The sequence below is a fragment of the Micrococcus luteus NCTC 2665 genome (genome assembly GCF_000023205.1).
Lineage (GTDB): Bacteria > Actinomycetota > Actinomycetes > Actinomycetales > Micrococcaceae > Micrococcus > Micrococcus luteus.
This window is the reverse complement of record NC_012803.1, coordinates 2,019,310-2,038,372: the sequence shown is the minus strand read 5'-3', so window position 1 is coordinate 2,038,372 and position 19,063 is coordinate 2,019,310. Positions and strand designations below refer to the sequence as shown.

The window sequence follows — 19,063 nt, the reverse complement described above, 5'->3', positions numbered from 1 at the left end:
CCTACGCTCGGGGGCATGCCCACCCCGCCCGACCTGTCCGCCTTCCGCACCCCCGCCGCCACGGGGCGTCCCTCTCGGGGGCTGCGGCTGGGCCTGGCCGCGGCGCTCGCCGTGGTCTGGCTCGCCGTGCTCGGCCTGGGCGGCCCCGTGTTCGGCGCGATCGGCGACGTCTCCTCGAACGACCAGGCCACCTTCCTGCCGGCGTCGGCCGAGTCCACCCGCGCGGGGGAGGAGGCGGCGGCGTTCCAGGACGGTGAGGCCGTGCCCGCCGTCGTCGTGGGCCCGGCGAGCACCGTGGACCCCGCGACCGCCTTCCCCGCGCTCGCGGACCTCGCGGGCCGGCTGGGCGAGGTGCCGGGGGTGACCGACGTCGCCGGTCCGATCCCCTCCGACGACGGTGCGGCGGTGCAGTTCCTGGCCTTCGTCGACTCCTCGGCCGGGGCCGAGCGACCCGTGGCCGACGTGGTGGCCGACCTGCGGGGGGTCGTGGCGGACCCCGCGGCCGCCGACCCTGCCCTGGCCGGCACCGTGGCCGCGGACACCGAGTGGCACGTGGGCGGTCCGGCGGGCCTGGTCGCGGAGCTGGGCGGGGCGTTCGCGGGGATCGACGGGCTGCTGCTGCTCGTGGCGCTCGTGGTGGTGTTCGTGATCCTCGTGGCGGTCTACCGCTCCGTCCTGCTGCCGGTCCTCGTGCTCCTGACGGCCGTGGCCGCGCTCTGCGGCGCGATCGTGGCCGTCTACGGGATGGCCCTGGCGGGCTGGATCCAGCTCAACGGCCAGGCCCAGGGCATCCTCTCGATCCTCGTGATCGGCGCGGCCACGGACTACTGCCTCCTGCTCGTGGCCCGGCACCGCGAGGAGCTGCTGGTCCGCGCGGACGTCGGGGAGGCGCTGCGGGCCGCCGTGCGCGGGTCCTTCGGCGCGATCACCGCGTCCGCCTCGACCGTGGCCCTCGCCCTGCTGATCCTGATGGCCTCGGACCTCAACTCGACGCGCTCCCTCGGCCCCGTGGCCGCCACGGGTGTGGCCTTCGCGTGGCTCGCCGCCCTGACCCTGCTGCCGGCGCTGCTGCGGCTGACCGGGCGTGCCGCCTTCTGGCCCACGATCCCGTCCCCCGAGCGTGCGCGCCGTCGCGCGGAGCGCCGCGCCGCCCGAGGCCGGGCCTTCACCCCGCCGCGCGACGGCGCGGGCCGGCCCATCGCCGGCCTCGAGGAGGACCACGGGGTGTGGACGCGGGTGGGTGCCGTCGTCGCGCGCCGGCCCCGCCTCGTCTGGGTCGCCACGACGGTCGTGCTCCTCGCCCTCTGCGGCGGCCTGCTGCAGCTGCGCGCGGACGGCGTCGCCCAGGAGGACGTGCTGCTCGGCGACTCCGACGCACGGCAGGCCCAGGCCCTGCTGACCGAGCACTTCGACGCCGGCGCGGGCGCCCCCGCCCAGATCCTCGCCCCGGCCGGGGACGCGGAGGCGGTGCTCGCCGCCGTCACGGAGGACCCCGGCGTGGCCGAGGCCGCGGTCACCACGGACACCCCCGAGGCCGCCGCGGGCCTGCCCCCGGGCGCGCTCGACGCGGAGGGCGGGACGGGCGCCGCGTCCGCGCCGGAGCCGCAGCCCCGCGTGGTGGACGGCCGCGTGCTGATCTCGGCCACCCTGGCGGACCCGGGCGAGTCCCTCGCCGCGCAGCAGACCGTGGCCCGCCTGCGCGACCGGCTCGCGGACCTCCCGGCCACGGGCGAGATCCTCGTGGGCGGCCCGGCGGCCCAGGCGCTGGACACGAACGTCACCACGCAGCGCGACCTGCGGGTCGTCATCCCGCTGATCCTCGCGATGCTGCTGGTCATCCTCGCGGTGCTGCTGCGCTCGCTCCTGGCACCCGTGCTGCTCGTGGCGGCCACCGTGGTCAGCTTCGGTGCGGCCCTGGGCGTCTCGGCCCTCGTGTTCCGGCACGTGTTCGGCTTCGAGGACGCCGACCCCACCGTGCCGCTGTACGGCTTCGTCTTCCTCGTGGCGCTCGGGATCGACTACACGATCTTCCTGATGACCCGGGCGCGGGAGGAGACCCCGCGGCACGGCACGCGGGCGGGCGTGCTGCGCGCCCTCACCGTCACGGGCGGGGTCATCACCTCGGCCGGCGTCGTGCTGGCGGCCACCTTCGCCGCGCTCGCGGTGATCCCGCTGATGTTCATGGTGCAGTTGGCATTCATCGTCGCGTTCGGCGTGCTGCTCGATACGCTGATCGTGCGCTCCCTGCTGATCCCGGCGCTCGTGCGGGACATCGGCCCGAAGGTGTGGTGGCCGGCGAAGGTCGACTGAGGGCGGTCCTCCGCTTCGGCACATGGTGCATAGCCTGCGGCCCCGACGACGTGTCGTCGGGGCCGCAGGCTGTGGGTTCGTGGTTGCACGCCGCACCTCAGGTGTGCGCGTGGCTTTCACCCGGGGATGCCGTCGTCACATCGAGGCTGCGGGCCCCGACGTCCTCCAACGCCCACCACGTGAAGGTGCCCGATGCCACCGCGAAGGCGATCAGGATGATCGGGTACGGGCTCCAATCGACGCGCGGGAGCACCATCAAGCCGACAGCAATGGCCAGGAGCAGGGCTGCCATGCGTGGCGTGGACAGGCGAGGGCGATCGCGATCCCGCCAGTCCAGGGTGAGGAACGCGACAACGCACAGGGCAGGCAGGATCACCCAGATCCCATGGGCGGTTCCAAGGGCCCCGGCGGAGGCCAGAGTTGCTCCAAGGAACACGGCGGTGAGAATTCGCCAAACTTCCATGATCTCCTCATTCCTGAGAACGGGAGGGGTCATCAACCTCGCCGGAGGTCAGCACCCCTGATTTACGTCGATGATGAACCCCCCGATTCCGAACGTGAGGGCGCAGCCGACGGCCGCCGGCGGAACAGAAACGAGCGGTGTGCACATGAGCGCGTTTGCGCCGATCCATGCCAGTGCAGCTGCCCATGCGGAGGGGCACGCGGGAAGATCCTGGGTGGTGGGTTCCTTGGAGGCCGTCAGGTCTTCCGGGTCGAGATGGCTTATCCAGACTGGGGCGCCATGTGTACCTTCGATGATCTCAATGTCTCCGCGAGAGACCATCTCGACAAGCCCCTGCAGGACAAGGGGGTCCTGCACGGTTGCTGCAAACGCCAGTCGATCCATGTCGGTGGAGCCAAGAGTCGACTCATGGGGCAGGCGGAATGTGTCCCCGAGCTGTTCCAGAATTGCGACCCGTCGGGCGAAGCCTGCCGGGTCCTCCATCTCAGCTTGACGAACGAGCCGCATAGCGTCGTCGACCTTGTCAGTCGAGGGTTGTCCTTGGGTGTGGGTCACCTGGTCATCTCGGAACTGCGCCGAGGCCAAGCTCGGTGCGGCGAGGGTCGTGGTCACCACGGCCAGGCCGGTGAGCGTCGATACGAATGTGGTCTTCCAGGTCGACAGGGGGTCTCCTTACTGGGGGCAGGTAGCGTGGCCGCCTGCCTCTTGAGTAAGTGACACAGAACACTATTGTTCCCTGTGTGGTGGATGTCAAGAGGGAGACGTGACGGGCGGTGTGGCCACCTCCACCGTCGTAGCGCTGGCGGCCACCTTCGCCGCGCTCGCGGTGATCCCGCTGATGTTCATGGTGCAGTTGGCATTCATCGTCGCGTTCGGCGTGCTGCTCGATACGCTGATCGTGCGCTCCCTGCTGATCCCCGCGCTCGTCCGGGACATCGGCCCGCGTGTCTGGTGGCCGGCGCGGGCCGCCTGAGCCCGGACGGCGACAGAGGGCCCGACCGGCGGTGCGGTCGGGCCCTCCGGGCACGGGGGCGCGTCAGGGGCGCGCGGTCACTTCTTCTTGGACTTCTTCGCGTTCGAGGCCGTGGCCTTCTTGGCACCCGACTTCTTCGTGCGCGCGCCCTGCGGGGCGGGCGCGGCCTGGTCGTCCTTCACCCGGCCCGCGGCGGCGGCCTCCGTGGCCGCACCCGCGCTGCTCAGGCGGCCGTCGTCCGTGGTCAGGAAGGAGCGCATGAACCACTGGAACAGCTCGAGCTGGGCCACCTGGTCGATGAGGATGTCCTGCGTGACCGGGTCGAGGTCCTCGGTGGCGTCGATCGCGGCGCGGTGGTCCGTCACGACGCCGTCGTAGACGAGGTCCAGCGCGGCCAGGTGCTCCAGGGTCGACGCACGGCCCAGCGTGTAGTCGTCCCACGCACGGGCGGCCACGAGGGCGCCCGGGGTGCCGGCGGGGGAGACGCCGAGGGTGGCGATGCGCTCGGCGACGACGTCCGCCATTCCGCGGACCAGCTCGATCTGCGGGTCCAGCATCTCGTGCACGCCGATGAAGCCCGGACCCACGACGTTCCAGTGGGCGTGCTTCAGGGTGAGCTGCAGGTCGTTGAGGGCGTGCAGGCGGCCCTGGAGGATCTCGGCGGTGCGGCGACCCGTGCTCAGGGACAGGCCCGGGACGGTGTACTCGGCGGCGTTCTTCTCGGCCATGGTGGTGCTCCTTCTCCGTCGGGACGGGCGCGCCGTCGGTGGCGCCCCGTGATCCGCCATCGAACCGCACGAGACCCCCGCGCTTCCAGGGCCGGGCGCCCGCGCCGGGACGGAGCGGAGACGAATCCGGGCCCCGGGAATGGATCGCGGACGGCCCGCGTTGACCCTCGCAGAAGCAGAAGTGAGTGAAATCGACTCAGGTTCACTTGACAGTCCACCGCCCCGGTGGCAACCTGAGTCATGAAGGCTCAAGTCCCTGCGGCGCCGGTGCCCCGGCCCGCGGGTCCGGCCCCCGCTTCACCGTCAGACAGGAAGGACCCCATCATGTCCCGTGCAGTCGGCATCGACCTCGGCACCACCAACTCCGTCGTCGCCGCCCTCGAGGGTGGCGACCCGGTCGTCATCGCGAACGCCGAGGGCGCCCGCACCACCCCGTCCGTCGTCGCGTTCTCCAAGGGCGGGGACGTCCTGGTCGGCGAGGTCGCCAAGCGCCAGGCCGTCAACAACCCCGAGCGCACCTTCGCGTCCGTCAAGCGCCACATGGGCACCGACTGGACCACCGAGGTGGACGGCAAGAAGTACACCCCGCAGGAGATCTCGGCCCGCACGCTGATGAAGCTCAAGCACGACGCCGAGGAGTACCTGGGTGAGAAGGTCACCGACGCGGTGATCACCGTGCCCGCCTACTTCAACGACGCCGAGCGCCAGGCCACCAAGGAGGCCGGCGAGATCGCGGGCCTGAACGTCACCCGTATCATCAACGAGCCCACCGCGGCCGCCCTGGCCTACGGCCTGGAGAAGGGCAAGGAGGACGAGCTCATCCTGGTCTTCGACCTGGGCGGCGGCACCTTCGACGTGTCCCTGCTCGAGGTCGCCAAGGACGAGGACGACTTCGCCACCATCCAGGTGCGCGCCACCGCCGGCGACAACCGCCTCGGCGGCGACGACTGGGACCAGCGGATCGTGGACTGGCTGCTCCAGCAGGCCAAGTCCAAGGGCGCGGACCTGTCCAAGGACAAGATCGCCCTGCAGCGTCTGAAGGAGGCAGCGGAGCAGGCCAAGAAGGAGCTCTCCTCGGCCACCTCCACCAGCATCTCGCTGCAGTACCTGTCCGTGACCCCCGAGGGCCCGGTGCACCTGGATGAGCACCTCTCCCGCGCCAAGTTCCAGGACCTCACCAAGGACCTGCTCGAGCGCACCCGCAAGCCGTTCGAGGACGTCATCAAGGAGGCCGGCGTCAAGGTCTCCGACATCGATCACGTGGTCCTCGTCGGCGGCTCCACCCGCATGCCGGCCGTCTCCGACCTGGTGAAGGAGCTGACCGGCGGCAAGGAGCCCAACAAGAGCGTGAACCCGGACGAGGTCGTCGCCATCGGCGCCGCGGTGCAGGCCGGCGTGCTCGCCGGCGAGCGCAAGGACGTGCTCCTGATCGACGTGACCCCGCTGTCGCTGGGCATCGAGACCAAGGGTGGCGTGATGGCCAAGCTCATCGAGCGCAACACGGCCATCCCGACCAAGCGCTCCGAGACGTTCACCACGGCCGAGGACAACCAGCCCTCCGTGTCCATCCAGGTCTTCCAGGGCGAGCGCGAGTTCACCCGGGACAACAAGGCGCTGGGCACCTTCGAGCTGACCGGCATCGCCCCGGCCCCGCGCGGCATGCCCCAGATCGAGGTCACCTTCGACATCGACGCGAACGGCATCGTGCACGTCTCCGCGAAGGACAAGGGCACCGGCACCGAGCAGTCGATGACCATCACGGGCGGCTCCTCGCTGTCCAAGGAGGACATCGACCGCATGGTCAAGGACGCCGAGGCCCACGCGGACGAGGACAGGAAGCGCCGTGAGGCCGCCGACCGCCGCAACCAGGCGGAGCAGTCCGCGTACTCCGTGGACAAGCTCCTGCAGGACAACGCGGACAAGCTGCCCGAGGACGTCAAGACCGGGGTGCAGGCCGACGTCGACGCCCTGAAGGCCGCCCTGGAGAAGCAGGACAACGACGACGAGGTCGCCGCCGCGTTCGAGAAGCTCCAGGCCTCCCAGGTCAAGATCGGCGAGGCCCTCTACGCCCAGCAGGGCGCGGAGTCGGCCGACGCCGGCGCCGAGTCCGCCGCCCCGCAGGGCGACGACGAGGACATCGTCGACGCCGAGGTGGTCGACGAGGACGACGAGAAGAAGGCCTGACACCCCGGTGTCGGGGCGGGCGTCCCCGCCCGCCCCGCCCGGAGGCCCACGACGCCGGCGGGCCGGCCCGGCAGCGCCCCTGCCGGGCCGGCCCGTCGGCGTTCCCGCACCACCCCCCCCCGCGCGGCGGACCCGCCGCGCCCACCCGCTTCGAAAGGACACACCATGAGCGCCGACCAGCAGCGTCCGCACGGCTCCTCCGATGCCGAGCGCGGCTCCGAGGAGGAGCCCATCGTGTTCAACGACCGTCGCCGCATCGACCCCGAGACCGGTGAGCCCCGGGTCTCCGCCGAGAGCGCGGCCGAGCAGGCCGAGGACGGCGACGCCCTCGCCCAGGCCGAGCGCATCCTCGACGAGGCCGGCGCGCAGGCCGGGACCGAGGCGCCGCAGCCCGCGGCCTCGGACCGCGAGGCCGAGCTCGAGACCGACCTGCGCCGGCTGCAGGCCGAGTTCGTGAACTACAAGCGTCGGGTGGACCGCGACCGCGACCTGGCCAGGGACGCCGGTGTGGTCAAGGCCGTCACCGCGCTGCTGCCGGTGCTCGACGACATCGACGCCGCCCGCGCTGCCGGCGACCTGACGGACGGTCCGTTCGCCGCGATCGCGACCAAGCTCGACACCGCCCTGGCCGGCCTCGGCCTCGAGCGCCACGACCAGGAGGCGCTGGCCGGCGTCGAGTTCGACCCGGCCGTGCACGAGGCCGTGATGCGCCAGCCGCACGCAGAGGTGCCCGCGGACCACGTGGTCCAGGTTTTCCGCAACGGCTATCTCCGGGACGGCCGCGTGCTGCGCGCCGCCCAGGTGATGGTCTCCGCCGGAGACGAGTGACCCCGTCGGCCGGCGGCCCACCCCGCCGCCGGCCGACCCCCCTGACCGATGCACACGAGAGGAGGCACCATGGCCTCGCAGGATTGGATGGACAAGGACTTCTACGCGACCCTGGGGGTGTCCAAGGACGCCTCCGAATCGGACGTGAAGAAGGCCTACCGCAAGCTCGCCCGCACCCACCACCCGGACCAGAACCCGGGGGACGAGGCGGCCGAGAAGAAGTTCAAGGAGATCTCGGAGGCGTACGCCGTCCTGAGTGACCCCCAGGAGCGCCAGGAGTACGACGCGATCCGCGCGATGGGCGGCGGGGCCCGGTTCTCCGCCTCGGGCGGTGCCGGCGGCGGCGGCTTCGAGGACGTCTTCGGCGGCATGTTCGGCGGCGGGGGCGGCCCACGCACCACGCAGTCCGGGCCCGACCTGTCGGACCTGTTCAGCGGGATGTTCGGCGGCGCCGCCGGCCAGACCGGCGGCTTCGGCGACGCCGGCTACGCGCGGCCGCGCCCCACGAAGGGCGCGGACCGCACCGCCACCACCACGATCTCCTTCCGCGGCTCGATCCAGGGCACTACGGTGTCCCTGCGCGCCCCGGACGGCGAGACGATCGAGGTGAAGATCCCGAAGGGCATCCGCGACGGCCAGAAGGTCCGGGCCCGCGGCAAGGGCTCGCCCGGTGCGGCCGGCCGCGGCGACCTGCTGGTCACCGTGCACGTGCGCGAGCACGAGTTCTTCCACCGGGACGGGGACGACCTGCGCATCACCGTGCCCGTCACCTTCCCCGAGGCCGCCCTCGGCGCCACGATCGAGGTGCCCACGCTGGAGCGCCCCGTGAAGGTGAAGGTGCCGGCGGGCTCCCAGTCCGACCGCGTGCTGCGCCTGAAGGGCCGCGGTGTCGAGCGCGGGACGACGACGGGTGACCTGCTCGTGGAGCTGCACGTCACCGTACCCACCGAGCTCGACGACGACGCCCGCGCCGCCATCGAGGCCCTGCAGTCCGCCCTGGCCGGCGACGATCCGCGGCGGGAGCTGGCCCGGAAGGCCGCCTGGTGAGCGCCCGCGACGGCGCCGCAGGCGCGGACCGGGGCCGCGAGCCGGGTCTTGACCGGAACGCCCCCGTCTTCGTGATCTCCGTGGCCGCCGAGATGGCGGACATGCACCCGCAGACCCTGCGCCAGTACGACCGGCTCGGCCTCGTGGTCCCCGCCCGTCAGGGCGGACGGCACCGCCGCTACTCCCTGGCCGATGTCGAGCGGCTGCAGACCGTGCAGGCCCTGAGCCGCGAGGGCATCTCGCTGGAGGGCATCCGCCGCGTGATCGCGCTGCAGCGCGAGGTCGAGCAGCTGCAGGACACCGTGGTCGAGCTGGCGGCCCAGGTGGACCGCCTCCACCACGCCTCCCGCCTGGCCCGCGTCTTCACCGTGGGCTCCGGCGGCGACGTCTCGGCCCGGTACGCCGACCGGATGGCCGCCCGCCGCCAGGCCGCGGCACGGACCGAGGCCGACGCCGCGGGCCAGGCCTCCCCGGGTGTCCTGCGGACGCTGCCCTCCGGCGTCGCAGGCCCCCGACGGGTGCTCACGTGGCAGCCCGAGCAGGACTGAATCGGGCGTCGTTCGGGGCGACCGCACGGTCCCGCGTCCGGGAGCGGCTGCGCGCCGACATGGCCCGGCGCGACGGCCTGGGCCGGCGGGCCCGCAGCGCCCTGGACGGGATCGTCCACGCCCTCAAGCCGGAGGGCATGGACCCGCAGCTGCCCTCCCGGCATCTGCTGGACTACGTCCTCGACGGGCCGGACGGCCCGCGCGCGGTGGTCGCCGCGGGGGACCCCGCGACCGCCACCCACCTGACCTGGCTCGTCTCCGGCATGGGCATCCGCCCCCAGACGGCTATGTGGGGGACGGCCCGGGAGGCCGCCCACCTCGCCGCCGCCCAGCGTGCCGTCGGCGCACCCCGTCCCGTCGTCATCGCGTGGCTCGGCTACCCCGCGCCCTCGCCCTGGCGGGTGGTGCTCGACGGCCCCGGCCGGCGCGGCGGCGCGATGCTCGCCGCGGATGTGCGGGCCTGGTGGGAGTTCATGCGCCACGGGCCGGGGGAGGACGACGCCGCCGCCCCGGCCCTGCGCGCCCGCGGGACCGCCGTGCACGGGGCCATGGAGGCCCACTCGTACGGCTCGCTGGTGGCCGCGCACGCCCTGCGCCTGCTCGCGGACCGGGGCCTGCAGCCCGACGACGCCGAGGCCCCATGGCCGGCCGAGCGTCCCGTCGAGGCCCTCGTGGTCTCGGGCGCGGTCGGCCTGCCCGCCGCCCTGGCAGCCCGGGCCGCGCACCTCGGCCTGCGGTCCGGACGGGTGTTCCGCGCCCTGGCCCCGGGCGACCTCCTCGCCCGGGTCGGCCGTGCGGTGGGCCGTCGTCGGGACTGGACGGACGCCGCCGTGCTGCCGGTGGCCCCGCGGCCCGGCCTGGCGGGGGCCGGCGTCCGCGGCCACCACACGGCCCGCTGGTCGCCGACGACCCCCGGGGACGCCCCGAGGGGCTACCGGGACGCCGGGTCCGTGACGCTCGCGGCGACCGCGCGGGTGACCGCCGGCCTGCCGCTGCCGCCCGTCCCGGACGGCGCCGACCCGGCCGGGCCGGTCGCCCCGGCCTGAGCGGCCCCGTCGGGCCCCGTGCTCAGCGGCGGCGGTACGCCAGGTCGAACACAAGGCGTCCGGCCCGCTGGGACTTCGCCTCGAAGCTCGTGATCGGCCGCCCCTCGAACCGGGGCGCCCAGCCGCCTTCGTGGTCCACGGGGTCCGCGGCCGCCGCGCCGGCCCGCGCCTCACCCAGGCCGGCCCGCAGCGGGCGCTCCTCCTCGGCCGCGCGCTCCCAGCCCGCGGGCAGCGGCTGGGCGCCCACCTCGGTCTCCCTGCCCTCGCGGCGCACCCGCGTGAGCGGGGAGTCCTCGCCGGCGGCGCGCCCGGGGAAGAGGTTCTCGAACTCCGGGTGCGCCTCGAGCACCTCGCGCATCTGCACGGCGTAGCCCGACCAGTCCGTCGCCAGCCGCAGCACCCCGCCGGGGGCGAGCACCCGCGCCACGCGGTCCGCGAAGGCGGGGGAGACCAGGCGGCGCTTATGGTGCCGCTTCTTGTGCCACGGGTCCGGGAAGAACACCCACACCTCGGACACGGACCCGGGCGTGAGCAGGGCGTCCAGCAGCTCGGGGGCGTTGGCCTCCACGGCGCGGACGTTCTCCAGGCCCTGCTGCTCCATGCGCGTCATGAGCGCGGCCAGGCCGGGCACGTAGACCTCGACGGCGAGCACGTTCCAGTCCGGTCGGTCGGCGGCGGCCTGCGCCGTGGACTCGCCCAGCCCGGAGCCGATGTCCACGAGCAGGGGGGCCTCGCGCCCGAACACCCCCGCCCAGTCCAGTCGGGCCTGGGCGTCCACCGAGGTGGCTCCGCGGCCGCGGGGCACATCCACGAGGACCCGCTCCGCCTGGCGGTCCCACACCGCCTGCCGCCCCGCGTTCAGGCGCGCACCGCGCCGGACGAAGGAGACCGGCTCCCGTCGGACGAGGGCGGGGTCCTTGTCCCGATTGTGGTCGTGCGCGTGGACGCGCTCGGCGGGCGGCGGGACGGCGTCGGGGCCGGGTGCGTCCGGGCGGGGGCGAGGGAGGTGCTCAGTCATCGCCCCGATCCTGCCACGGCCGTGCGTCGACGGCGCAGACCGCGGTCGACGACGGCGCCCGGCACCGGGGTCAGGGGGTGTCGCTGGAGCGGTCCCCCGACGTGGGCGACGCGGGCGCCGAGGCCGTCGTGGCGGTCGGCTCGGGCGCGGACTCGGTCGGGTCCGGCGCGGGGTCGGTGGCCGGCGCGCTCGTGGACGGACCGGACGGGCTCGAGGATGTGGGGGTCGGCGTCGCGGTGGTCGGCGTCGGGTCGGGGGTGCTCGGCGTCGGACTGCCGGATCCCGTGCCCGACGGCGAGGACGAGGTGGGGGGAGACGTCGGGGAGGACGGCGTGGCCGAGCGGGTGGGCGCGGGGGTCGAGGAGGACGGGGCCGTGCTGCTCGGCACCGGGGTGGTCGCGCTGGGCGTCGGGGCTGCCGTGTCGGCGGGCGCGGACGGGGGCGGCACGGGTGCGTCGGTGGCCTCCTGCGTCCGCGAGGACGTCTCGGGCTCCGGCTCGGGAGCGGGCTCCGGCTGCTGCTCCTCGGGGGTCGGGGTGGAGCGGTCCGGCAGACGCAGGTCGGCGGGGGCGGAGGCGGCGTCCGCGGCGACGTGGCCCAGGTCGGACAGCCAGGGGGCTGCCGTGTCCCGGGGGATCCGCACCGTCAGCACACCCGCTGCGGCCGGCGCCATGGACGCCTGGTCCGCCTCGAGCATCAGGCTGCCGTCCGGCAGGAAGACCACCGCGTCCCAGACGCGACGGTTCTCCACCTGCTCCGGCGCGTCGACCGCCGAGTCCAGGCGCGAGCGGATCACGTCCGGGTCGTTGGCCATGCGCTGGCGCACCTCGGCGCGGAACGCGTCCCAGCCGTCGGAGGTGAAGAGATCGGCGGTCTCGAGCACGCGGTCCTCGCGGGCCGAGTACCAGATCACGTGCGAGGTGGACACGGAGTCCGTGCCGCGCCGTTCCGTGGCGAGCAGGCGGGCCGCGGCGATGTCCTCGGCCACGACGGCGAGCTGCGGCTGGATCTCCAGGCGCGGGTCCGCGCTGGGGTCGGTGTCCCGGCGGTACTGGTCGATCTGGGCGCGCACGGCCCCGGCCATGGCCTCCGTCCAGGCCGGCGCCCCGGCCACCTGCAGCCACGCCCCGTGGTGGTCCGGGTCCTCACCCTCGAGCACGGCGACGCTCGCCTCCGGCACCCTCTCGAGGTCGTGCGAGGGGACCTCGAGCGTGAACGGGGCCATGTCCATGGACGGCAGGGCGGAGGCCGCCGTCGTGGCGGGCGCAGGCTCGGGCTGCGGCTCGGTGCGAGCACAGGCGCTCAGCGCCACCAGGGCGACGGCGGCCAGGCCGAGGGCCGCGCGGCCACGGCGGGGGGAGGGCAGGACGGGGTGCATGCGATTCACTTCCGGTGGTCGGAGGACTCCAGGATGGCCTCGACGCGGGCGGCCATCTCGTCCGCGGTCGGCGGGCGCCAGTCCGGGTCGTTCCGGCGGCGGGCGTCACGGCGCAGGCGCAGGACCACCCAGATCGCGAGGAAGGCCAGGATCAGGACCAGGACGATGTTGGAGAAGACGTCCGCGTACTCGGAGACGACGTGGAACCGCTCCCCGAGCGCGTAGCCGCCGTAGACGAAGATCGCGTTCCAGATCAGGGAGCCCAGCGCCGTGAACAGGGTGAACTTCGCGAGGTTCATCCGCTCGATGCCCGCGGGGATGGAGATCAGGGAGCGGAACACGGGGACCATGCGGCCCAGGAACACGGTCCAGTAGCCGTAGCGGATGAACCAGCGCTCGGTCTTGGCCACGTCCTCCATGTCCACCAGCGGCATGCGGTCCGCGAGGCGGTACATGCGGTGGCGGCCGAGCCACGCGCCGAGGCCGTAGAGGGCCAGCGCTCCGACGATCGAGCCGACCGTCGCCCAGACCAGCGCGGCATGCGGGCTGAAGGCGCCGCCGGCCGCGGTGAAGCCGGCCAGGGGCAGGATCACCTCGGACGGGATGGGCGGGAAGATGTTCTCCGCGAAGACGGCCAGGCCGACGCCGATCGGGCCGACGGCCTCCATGATGTCCACGACGATGTTGCCGAGCCAGCCGTAGTCGGTGGGCGCGGCGGCGGCCACGGTCAGGGGTGTGATGAGGGGGAGCATGCGCCCCATTGTCCATCATCGACCGCCTCGGCGACGTGGTGGAGGCGGCGACGTCGTCCGCTCTGCGCGCACAGTCGCGCCTCCGGGCGGGCGGGAGCGGGCTGCCGTTGGTAGTGTCAGAGGCGCTGACCGCTCACCGACCGTTCGCGCCACACCCCACTCCACGTGCGTGCCGCGGGCCCTACTGGAAGGAAGACTCCATGAGCATCGTCCAGATTCCGCTGCGCCTGGCCTCCGGCGCGTTCATCCTGAACTCCGGCCTGAACAAGCGCGGCATCTCCGCGGAGCAGGCCCAGGGCCTGCGCGACATGGGCGCCCGCGGCCTGCCCGCGCTGGCCAACCTGTCGCCGGAGCAGTTCAAGAAGTTCCTCGTGACCACCGAGGTCGGCGTGGGCGCAGCCCTGCTGGCCCCGTTCGTCCCGGGCTGGCTCGCCGGCTCCGCCCTGACCGCGTTCTCCGGCGGCCTGTTCTCCATGTACCTGAACACCCCGGAGATGACCGAGGCGGACGGCGTACGTCCGTCCCAGGAGGGCACCGGCGTCGCCAAGGACATCTTCCTGGTCGCCTCCGGCCTGGCCATCACCGCCGACTCCGTGGCCAACCGCCCCGGCAAGCGCCGCAAGGCCGCCAAGAAGCGCGCCGCCCGCATCGAGGGCGCCCGCGACGCCAAGGTGCAGGCCATCCGCGACGCCCAGGACGAGAAGGTCGCCGCGATCCACGCCGCCCGTGAGGAGCAGGTCGCCGCGCTGCGCGAGGCCCGTGACGAGCTGAAGAAGCTGCGCAAGAAGGCCTGACGCCTCCGCCGCACGCGTGAGGGGCCCTGCCCGGACCATGGTCCGGGCAGGGCCCCTCACGCATGTGCCCGCCCACCGGGGCACGGCGGGCGGGCAGGCTCAGAGGTCGATCTCGGTGGGGTGCAGCACGCGGCGCAGGAAGTCCTGGGTGCGCGGCTGCTGGGGGTCGGAGATCACCGCGGCGGCCGGGCCGGCCTCCACCACGACGCCGCCGTCCATGAACACGACCCGGTCGGCCACCTCGCGGGCGAAGCCCATCTCATGGGTGACCACGAGCATGGTCATGCCGTCGCGGGCCAGCTGACGCATGATCGCCAGGACGTCGCCGACGGTCTCGGGGTCGAGGGCGGAGGTGGGCTCGTCGAAGAGCATCAGCTGCGGGTCCATGGCCAGCGCACGGGCGATCGCCACGCGCTGCTGCTGGCCGCCGGAGAGCTGGTCCGGGTAGCGGTCCTCGAGCTCGGCCAGGCCCACGCGGGCCAGCTGTCGACGGGCGATGTCCGCCGCCTCGGCCTTGCCCCGCTTGAGCACCTTGAGCTGGGCCACGGTGCAGTTCTCCAGCACGGACAGGTGCGGGAACAGGTTGAACTGCTGGAACACCATGCCCACGTGGCGGCGCAGCACGTCCAGGTCCACGTCCTCGTCCGTGACCGTGAACTCACCGACCGTGACGACGCCCGAGTCGGGCTTCTCCAGCAGGTTCACGCAGCGCAGGAGGGTGGACTTGCCCGAGCCGGACGGGCCGATCAGGCACACGACCTCGCCGGGGGCGACGTCGAGGTCGATGCCGCGCAGCACGTGGTTGGCGCCGAAGGACTTGTTGAGGCCGGCCACGTGCACGCCGGCGGCGTCCGCGGCGGCCACCGCGCCGAAGGATCCGGTGATGGGGTTCTGCTGGGCCATCTCAGTGCCCCTTCTTGGTCGAACGGGCCTCGAACCGGCGGGCCAGCAGGGACAGCGGCACGGTGATCACGAGGTAGAACAGGCCGGCCACGAGGATCGGCGTCATGCCGGCGTCGAGGGCGGAGATGCCGTCGCGGCCGAACTTGGTGAGCTCGTACTCGTGCGCGGCCAGGCCGAGCACGTAGACCAGCGAGGAATCCTTGGTCAGGAGGATGACCTCATTGGTGAGCGGCGGCAGCACGATGCGGAACGCCTGGGGGATCACGATGGTGACCATGGCCCGCCACGTCGGCATGCCGAGGGACCGGGCCGCCTCCATCTGGCCGCGGGGCACGGCCTGCAGGCCGGCACGCAGGGTCTCGGCGATGTAGGCGGCCGAGACCATGCCCAGGGCAGCCATCACGACGACGGGGATCGGCCAGGACACCCCGAACGCGAAGGGCACCCCGTAGCCGAAGGCGAGGAACACCAGCAGCGCGGGGACGCCGCGGAAGAACTCGACGTAGGCGGTGGCCAGCCACCGGTACGGGCCGAACGAGCTCAGGCGCATGAGCGCGAGCACGACGCCGCCCAGCAGGCCGACGACGAACGAGGTGACCGTGTAGAACAGCGTGTTGCCCAGGCCCACGAGGATCACGTTGGGGAACATCGGGGCCACGGCGGGGAAGTTCAGGACGTTCTCGGCGAGCGCGCCCCAGTCGATGAGGACGGCCAGGACGACGACGGCGAGGACGAAGACGGCCGCCTGGATGATCAGGGACAGCCGGCGACGGCGGCGCGCACGGCCGGGCTTCATGGCCGGTGCGGGCGAGACGGGGGTCTGCGTGCTCATCGGTAGTCCTCCTGTGCCTGACCGAACCAGCGCTCCTGGAGCTCGGCCACGGTGCCGTCGTTGCGCAGCTCCTGCAGCGCGCGGTTCACGGCGGAGCCGAGCTGCGCCTTCTGTGGGCCGACCGCCATGCCGAGCTGCTCGCCCGTGGGCAGCGACTCGACCACCTCGAAGCGATCGTCGTCCTTGAGCGAGTAGAGCAGCACGGACTGGTTGCCCAGGGCGGCGTCCACGGTGCCGGCCTGGAGGGCCTGGATCTGCATGCCGCCGTCCTCGAACTGCACGGGGCTCAGGCCGTTCTGCTGGGCGTACTCATCGCCGGTGGTCGCGGCCTGCACGCCGATCCGGCGGCCCTTCGCGGACTCGACGTCGGTGATGCCGGAGCCCTTCTTCGCGACCAGGACGAGGTCGTCGTCGAGGTAGGGGAGGGTGAAGGCCATGACGCGCTGGCGGGCCTCGGTGATGGAGATCGACGAGGCGTTCACGTCGCAGCCGGTGAGCGAGGCACCCGACTCGATCGCCTCGAAGGAGGAGTCGATCACGTTCACCCCGAGACCCAGCTTCTCCGCCACCGCCTCGACCAGCTGGATGTCGTAGCCGGTCAGCTCACCCTTCTCCTCGAACTCGAAGGGCGGGTAGGGGATGTCGGAGCAGACCGTCAAGACGCCGGGCTGGACGAGGCCGTACGAGGTGCTCAGGTCGTCATCGGACACGATGCCGGCGGATCCGGCGTCGCCGCCGAGGACGGCGCAGCCGGTGAGCAGCGCCGCTGACGCGGTGAGCCCCACGGCGCCGAGGAGGCGGGAGTGGATGCGGGTCATGGAGTGCCTTCTGTGCCGCCGTCGGGAGGACGGGCGTGCGGGTCGGAGGGAGCCGGCAGAGTGACGTGTTCCGCCGTGATTGGTGGTCATCGTAGTGCGTCGGGGGCCGTCGCGGGCGCCGGGAGACGACTCGTCGCCGCGGAGCGAGCCGATCGACCGGTGGCCCTGCCGCGGCCCGCCTCGGCAGACGAAGACTGGCCTTGCGCTGTGGGGATTGTCAGACTGGTCACATCGTCGTCACCCGGTCTGAGAGGTCTCTCATGCTCCGCACCGCCGCCCCCGCTCGCACCGCCGCCCCCCTGTCCCTGCTCGCCGTGGGCGCCCTCGCGCTCGTCGGCTGCGGTGGGGGAGGCGGCGAGGCCTCGTCCTCCTCTCCCTCCTCCGACGCGTCCTCGGCCTCCCCGGCGACCGTCAGCGCGACCGCGAGCCCCACGCAGGACGCGGCCACGTCGTCCTCCGCGGCTCCCTCGGCGGCGGTGTCCACGGCCTCGTCCTCCGCCGTGTCCTCGGTGGCGGCGTCCGCGTCGGCCGACGCGTCGGAGTCCGCCTCGATGGGGGCCGGCTCGGACCTCACGGACGAGCAGGAGGAGCGCGTGGAGGCGCTCGAGGACGTCCTGCTCACGCCCCAGACCGCGCCCGACGGCGTGTTCACGGACATGGAGACCCAGGTCGGCGGCGGGGGTGAGCCGATCAGCACGAGTCTGAACCTGACGGGCGTCACGCCCCCGGGCGCCTGCGCGGACCTCATCGAGCAGATCAACACGCAGCAGGCGCCCGGGCTCGGCGGTGCGCTGGCCCAGTACGAGGTGGACCCGGCCGCCGTCACCGGCCTGGCCGGTTCCCAGGCCGGGGCGTTCGGCATGGTCGCGGTCACCGACGACGGCACCGATCTGCTGGCGCCCTTCGGCAAGCTGGCCGACACGTGCGGCACGTTCGGCGACCCGGACGGCGTCGAGGCGGCCTTCACGAAGGTGCCCGGCGTGCCGGACGCGGTCCACATCGCCCTGGGGAACTCGGGCATGGACACGGCCTTGTTCACCATGACCGTCGGCGGCGTCACGGACGGGGACGAGCTCGTGTACCTCGGCATGGTGGGCCTTGACGAGGAGATCGCGGCCGAGACGCTGCGTGCCCAGGTCGAGGCGTTCGAGGCCCGGGAGCGCTGACCTCTCAGTCGTCGGGCCGGGACGTCGGCTCGAGGCGGGCGCCGTCGTCGGACACCGGGTCCGCGTGGAACGGGCTGCCCGAGCTGACGTCCTCCGGGTTCCGCCGCCCCGACTCGATCGCGAGGAGGCGCCCCTCCTCGGAGAGCAGGGGTGTGGCCTCGATCGTGAGGTCCTCGCCGGCGCGCACGGCGTCGGCCACGAGCCGGGCCAGGCGGCGGTTGCGGGCCTCGTACCGTTCGGAGTCCTCGAGCACCGCGGTGTGCCGCGTCGCCAGCTGGATCTCGACGGAGGCGTCGATGCCGACGGCCAGCTGGCGGGCACGCAGCACCTCCGCGTCGAAGGCGGCCCCGGCCAACAGCACGATGCACGCCACCCACGCGAGGGCGAGCACGCCGATCGCGGAGTTGATCCGCCCGACCACGGCGAACTGGCCGAACCGGTCCGTGATCCAGCCCAGGGCCACGGTGGCGCCGAAGAGCAGGACCACCACGGCCACGGCGCCGAGCGAGAGGGGGCGGTAGCGGGGCTGCCGGACGTTGGGCCCCAGGCGGTAGGCGAGGGTCACGATCAGGGCGATCACCACGAGGATGACCGGCCACTTCACCACGTTCCACGTCTGGACCGTCTCCTCCGGCAGGCCGACGGCCTGGCCGAGGCGCAGGGAGAGGTCCCCGCCGACGACCACCAGGATCGTGATCAGCACGGCGCCGAGCATGAGGGCGAGCGTCTCGACGAAGACCACGAGGCGGAAGTGGAGGAAGGGCCGGCCCTCGCGGGTGTCGTGGATGCGGTGCATGGCCCGGTGGAACGCGCCGACGGCGCCCGAGGCGGACACCACGGTGCCGACGGCCCCGAGGACGACGGCGCCGGTGCCGGGCCCGGCCGAGCCGAGGGTCAGGATCCACTCGCGGACGACGTCGGGCGTCAGCGACGGCCAGATCTCGGCGGCCAGGTGGGCCGCGGCGTCCACGGTCTCCTCCTCGACGCCCAGCAGCGAGACCACGGAGAGCAGGGCGACCACGGTGGGCAGCAGGGACAGCGCCCCGAAGAAGGTCATGGCGGCGGCCACGTCCCAGACCTGCAGCTCGAGGAGCCGGTGCAGGGTGCGGCGCAGGACGTACAGCAGGGACACCCGCGGTCGGGTGTACGTGCGGAGGCGCCGGGGCGCCGCTGTGGAGCCGGCCATGGCACCAACGTACCGGCGCGCCGGGGAATAGCCCTGGCACGAGGAGAGTTGAGCTACATAGACTCAACGTCGTCTCGACAGTGGGAATG

18 protein-coding genes and 1 pseudogene are annotated in these 19,063 nt (G+C 73.3%); 9 read left to right on the top strand and 10 right to left on the bottom strand.

Annotated elements, in window-relative coordinates; genetic code table 11:
- Positions 1–15 precede the first annotated feature (15 nt).
- Positions 16–2,310, top strand: a complete 2,295-nt coding sequence (locus tag MLUT_RS20900) for an MMPL family transporter (protein ID WP_010080225.1) — start codon at positions 16–18, stop codon at positions 2,308–2,310.
- Between the two features lie 97 nt (positions 2,311–2,407).
- Here MLUT_RS20900 and MLUT_RS20895 read toward each other — a convergent pair whose 3' ends face one another.
- Complete coding sequence (locus MLUT_RS20895; RefSeq protein WP_238318557.1) at positions 2,408–2,806, bottom strand: hypothetical protein; 399 nt, start codon at positions 2,804–2,806, stop codon at positions 2,408–2,410.
- 15 nt (positions 2,807–2,821) lie between these two features.
- Positions 2,822–3,385, bottom strand: coding sequence for a hypothetical protein (locus tag MLUT_RS20890; RefSeq protein WP_231936607.1), 564 nt, complete (start codon positions 3,383–3,385; stop codon positions 2,822–2,824).
- 151 nt (positions 3,386–3,536) lie between these two features.
- On the opposite strand from MLUT_RS20890, the pseudogene MLUT_RS20885 reads away from it, so the two are divergent.
- Positions 3,537–3,746 (top strand): annotated as a pseudogene (locus tag MLUT_RS20885) (MMPL family transporter); the annotation flags it as partial.
- Positions 3,747–3,823: 77 nt separating this feature from the next.
- On the opposite strand, the gene MLUT_RS20880 reads toward MLUT_RS20885, so the two are convergent.
- Complete coding sequence (locus tag MLUT_RS20880) at positions 3,824–4,474, bottom strand: Dps family protein (protein WP_010080229.1); 651 nt, start codon at positions 4,472–4,474, stop codon at positions 3,824–3,826.
- Between the two features lie 324 nt (positions 4,475–4,798).
- On the opposite strand from MLUT_RS20880, the gene dnaK reads away from it, so the two are divergent.
- From dnaK to MLUT_RS20855, 5 genes are all read left to right on the top strand, one after another.
- Entirely contained in the window at positions 4,799–6,658 is a 1,860-nt protein-coding gene (gene dnaK, locus MLUT_RS20875) for a molecular chaperone DnaK (RefSeq protein WP_010080230.1), read from the top strand.
- A 165-nt stretch (positions 6,659–6,823) separates the two neighbouring features.
- Positions 6,824–7,486: a nucleotide exchange factor GrpE gene (locus tag MLUT_RS20870; protein WP_010080231.1), complete on the top strand. Its 663-nt coding sequence runs from the start codon at positions 6,824–6,826 to the stop codon at positions 7,484–7,486.
- Between the two features lie 69 nt (positions 7,487–7,555).
- Entirely contained in the window at positions 7,556–8,533 is a 978-nt protein-coding gene (locus MLUT_RS20865; RefSeq protein WP_010080232.1) for a DnaJ C-terminal domain-containing protein, read from the top strand.
- Entirely contained in the window at positions 8,530–9,081 is a 552-nt protein-coding gene (locus MLUT_RS20860) for a heat shock protein transcriptional repressor HspR (protein WP_010080233.1), read from the top strand. The genes MLUT_RS20865 and MLUT_RS20860 overlap by 4 nt, the downstream gene beginning before the upstream one ends.
- Positions 9,060–10,127 (top strand): alpha/beta hydrolase, encoded by a 1,068-nt coding sequence (locus MLUT_RS20855; RefSeq protein ID WP_231936605.1) that lies wholly within the window; start codon positions 9,060–9,062, stop codon positions 10,125–10,127. The genes MLUT_RS20860 and MLUT_RS20855 overlap by 22 nt, the downstream gene beginning before the upstream one ends.
- A 22-nt stretch (positions 10,128–10,149) precedes the next feature.
- Here the strand turns inward: MLUT_RS20855 and trmB are convergent, their stop codons facing one another.
- From trmB to MLUT_RS20840, 3 genes are all read right to left on the bottom strand, one after another.
- A complete protein-coding gene (gene trmB / locus MLUT_RS20850) occupies positions 10,150–11,145 on the bottom strand; it encodes a tRNA (guanosine(46)-N7)-methyltransferase TrmB (protein WP_012751073.1) in 996 nt (331 codons plus the stop codon).
- Between the two features lie 70 nt (positions 11,146–11,215).
- Positions 11,216–12,523: a hypothetical protein gene (locus MLUT_RS20845; protein WP_012751072.1), complete on the bottom strand. Its 1,308-nt coding sequence runs from the start codon at positions 12,521–12,523 to the stop codon at positions 11,216–11,218.
- Positions 12,524–12,528: 5 nt separating this feature from the next.
- Complete coding sequence (locus MLUT_RS20840; RefSeq protein ID WP_010080235.1) at positions 12,529–13,275, bottom strand: DedA family protein; 747 nt, start codon at positions 13,273–13,275, stop codon at positions 12,529–12,531.
- A gap of 200 nt (positions 13,276–13,475) precedes the next feature.
- Between MLUT_RS20840 and MLUT_RS20835 the strand changes: the two genes are divergently transcribed.
- Positions 13,476–14,069, top strand: a complete 594-nt coding sequence (locus tag MLUT_RS20835) for a hypothetical protein (RefSeq protein ID WP_010080236.1) — start codon at positions 13,476–13,478, stop codon at positions 14,067–14,069.
- A gap of 99 nt (positions 14,070–14,168) precedes the next feature.
- Here MLUT_RS20835 and MLUT_RS20830 read toward each other — a convergent pair whose 3' ends face one another.
- The 3 genes from MLUT_RS20830 to MLUT_RS20820 are packed head-to-tail and all read right to left on the bottom strand — an operon-like array spanning position 14,169 to position 16,622.
- Positions 14,169–14,972, bottom strand: coding sequence for an amino acid ABC transporter ATP-binding protein (locus MLUT_RS20830; RefSeq protein ID WP_002853962.1), 804 nt, complete (start codon positions 14,970–14,972; stop codon positions 14,169–14,171).
- A gap of 1 nt (position 14,973) precedes the next feature.
- On the bottom strand, positions 14,974–15,804 hold the full coding sequence (locus MLUT_RS20825) for an amino acid ABC transporter permease (protein ID WP_010080237.1): 831 nt from the start codon (positions 15,802–15,804) through the stop codon (positions 14,974–14,976).
- The gene (locus MLUT_RS20820) at positions 15,801–16,622 is read right to left on the bottom strand and encodes an ABC transporter substrate-binding protein (protein WP_010080238.1); all 822 of its coding nucleotides are present in this window, start codon (positions 16,620–16,622) and stop codon (positions 15,801–15,803) included. Before MLUT_RS20820 ends, MLUT_RS20825 begins: the two co-directional genes overlap by 4 nt.
- A 260-nt stretch (positions 16,623–16,882) precedes the next feature.
- Between MLUT_RS20820 and MLUT_RS20815 the strand changes: the two genes are divergently transcribed.
- Positions 16,883–17,788 (top strand): hypothetical protein, encoded by a 906-nt coding sequence (locus tag MLUT_RS20815; protein WP_010080239.1) that lies wholly within the window; start codon positions 16,883–16,885, stop codon positions 17,786–17,788.
- 4 nt (positions 17,789–17,792) lie between these two features.
- On the opposite strand, the gene MLUT_RS20810 is transcribed toward MLUT_RS20815, so the two are convergent.
- Positions 17,793–18,974: a YihY/virulence factor BrkB family protein gene (locus MLUT_RS20810; RefSeq protein WP_010080240.1), complete on the bottom strand. Its 1,182-nt coding sequence runs from the start codon at positions 18,972–18,974 to the stop codon at positions 17,793–17,795.
- Positions 18,975–19,063 lie beyond the last annotated feature (89 nt).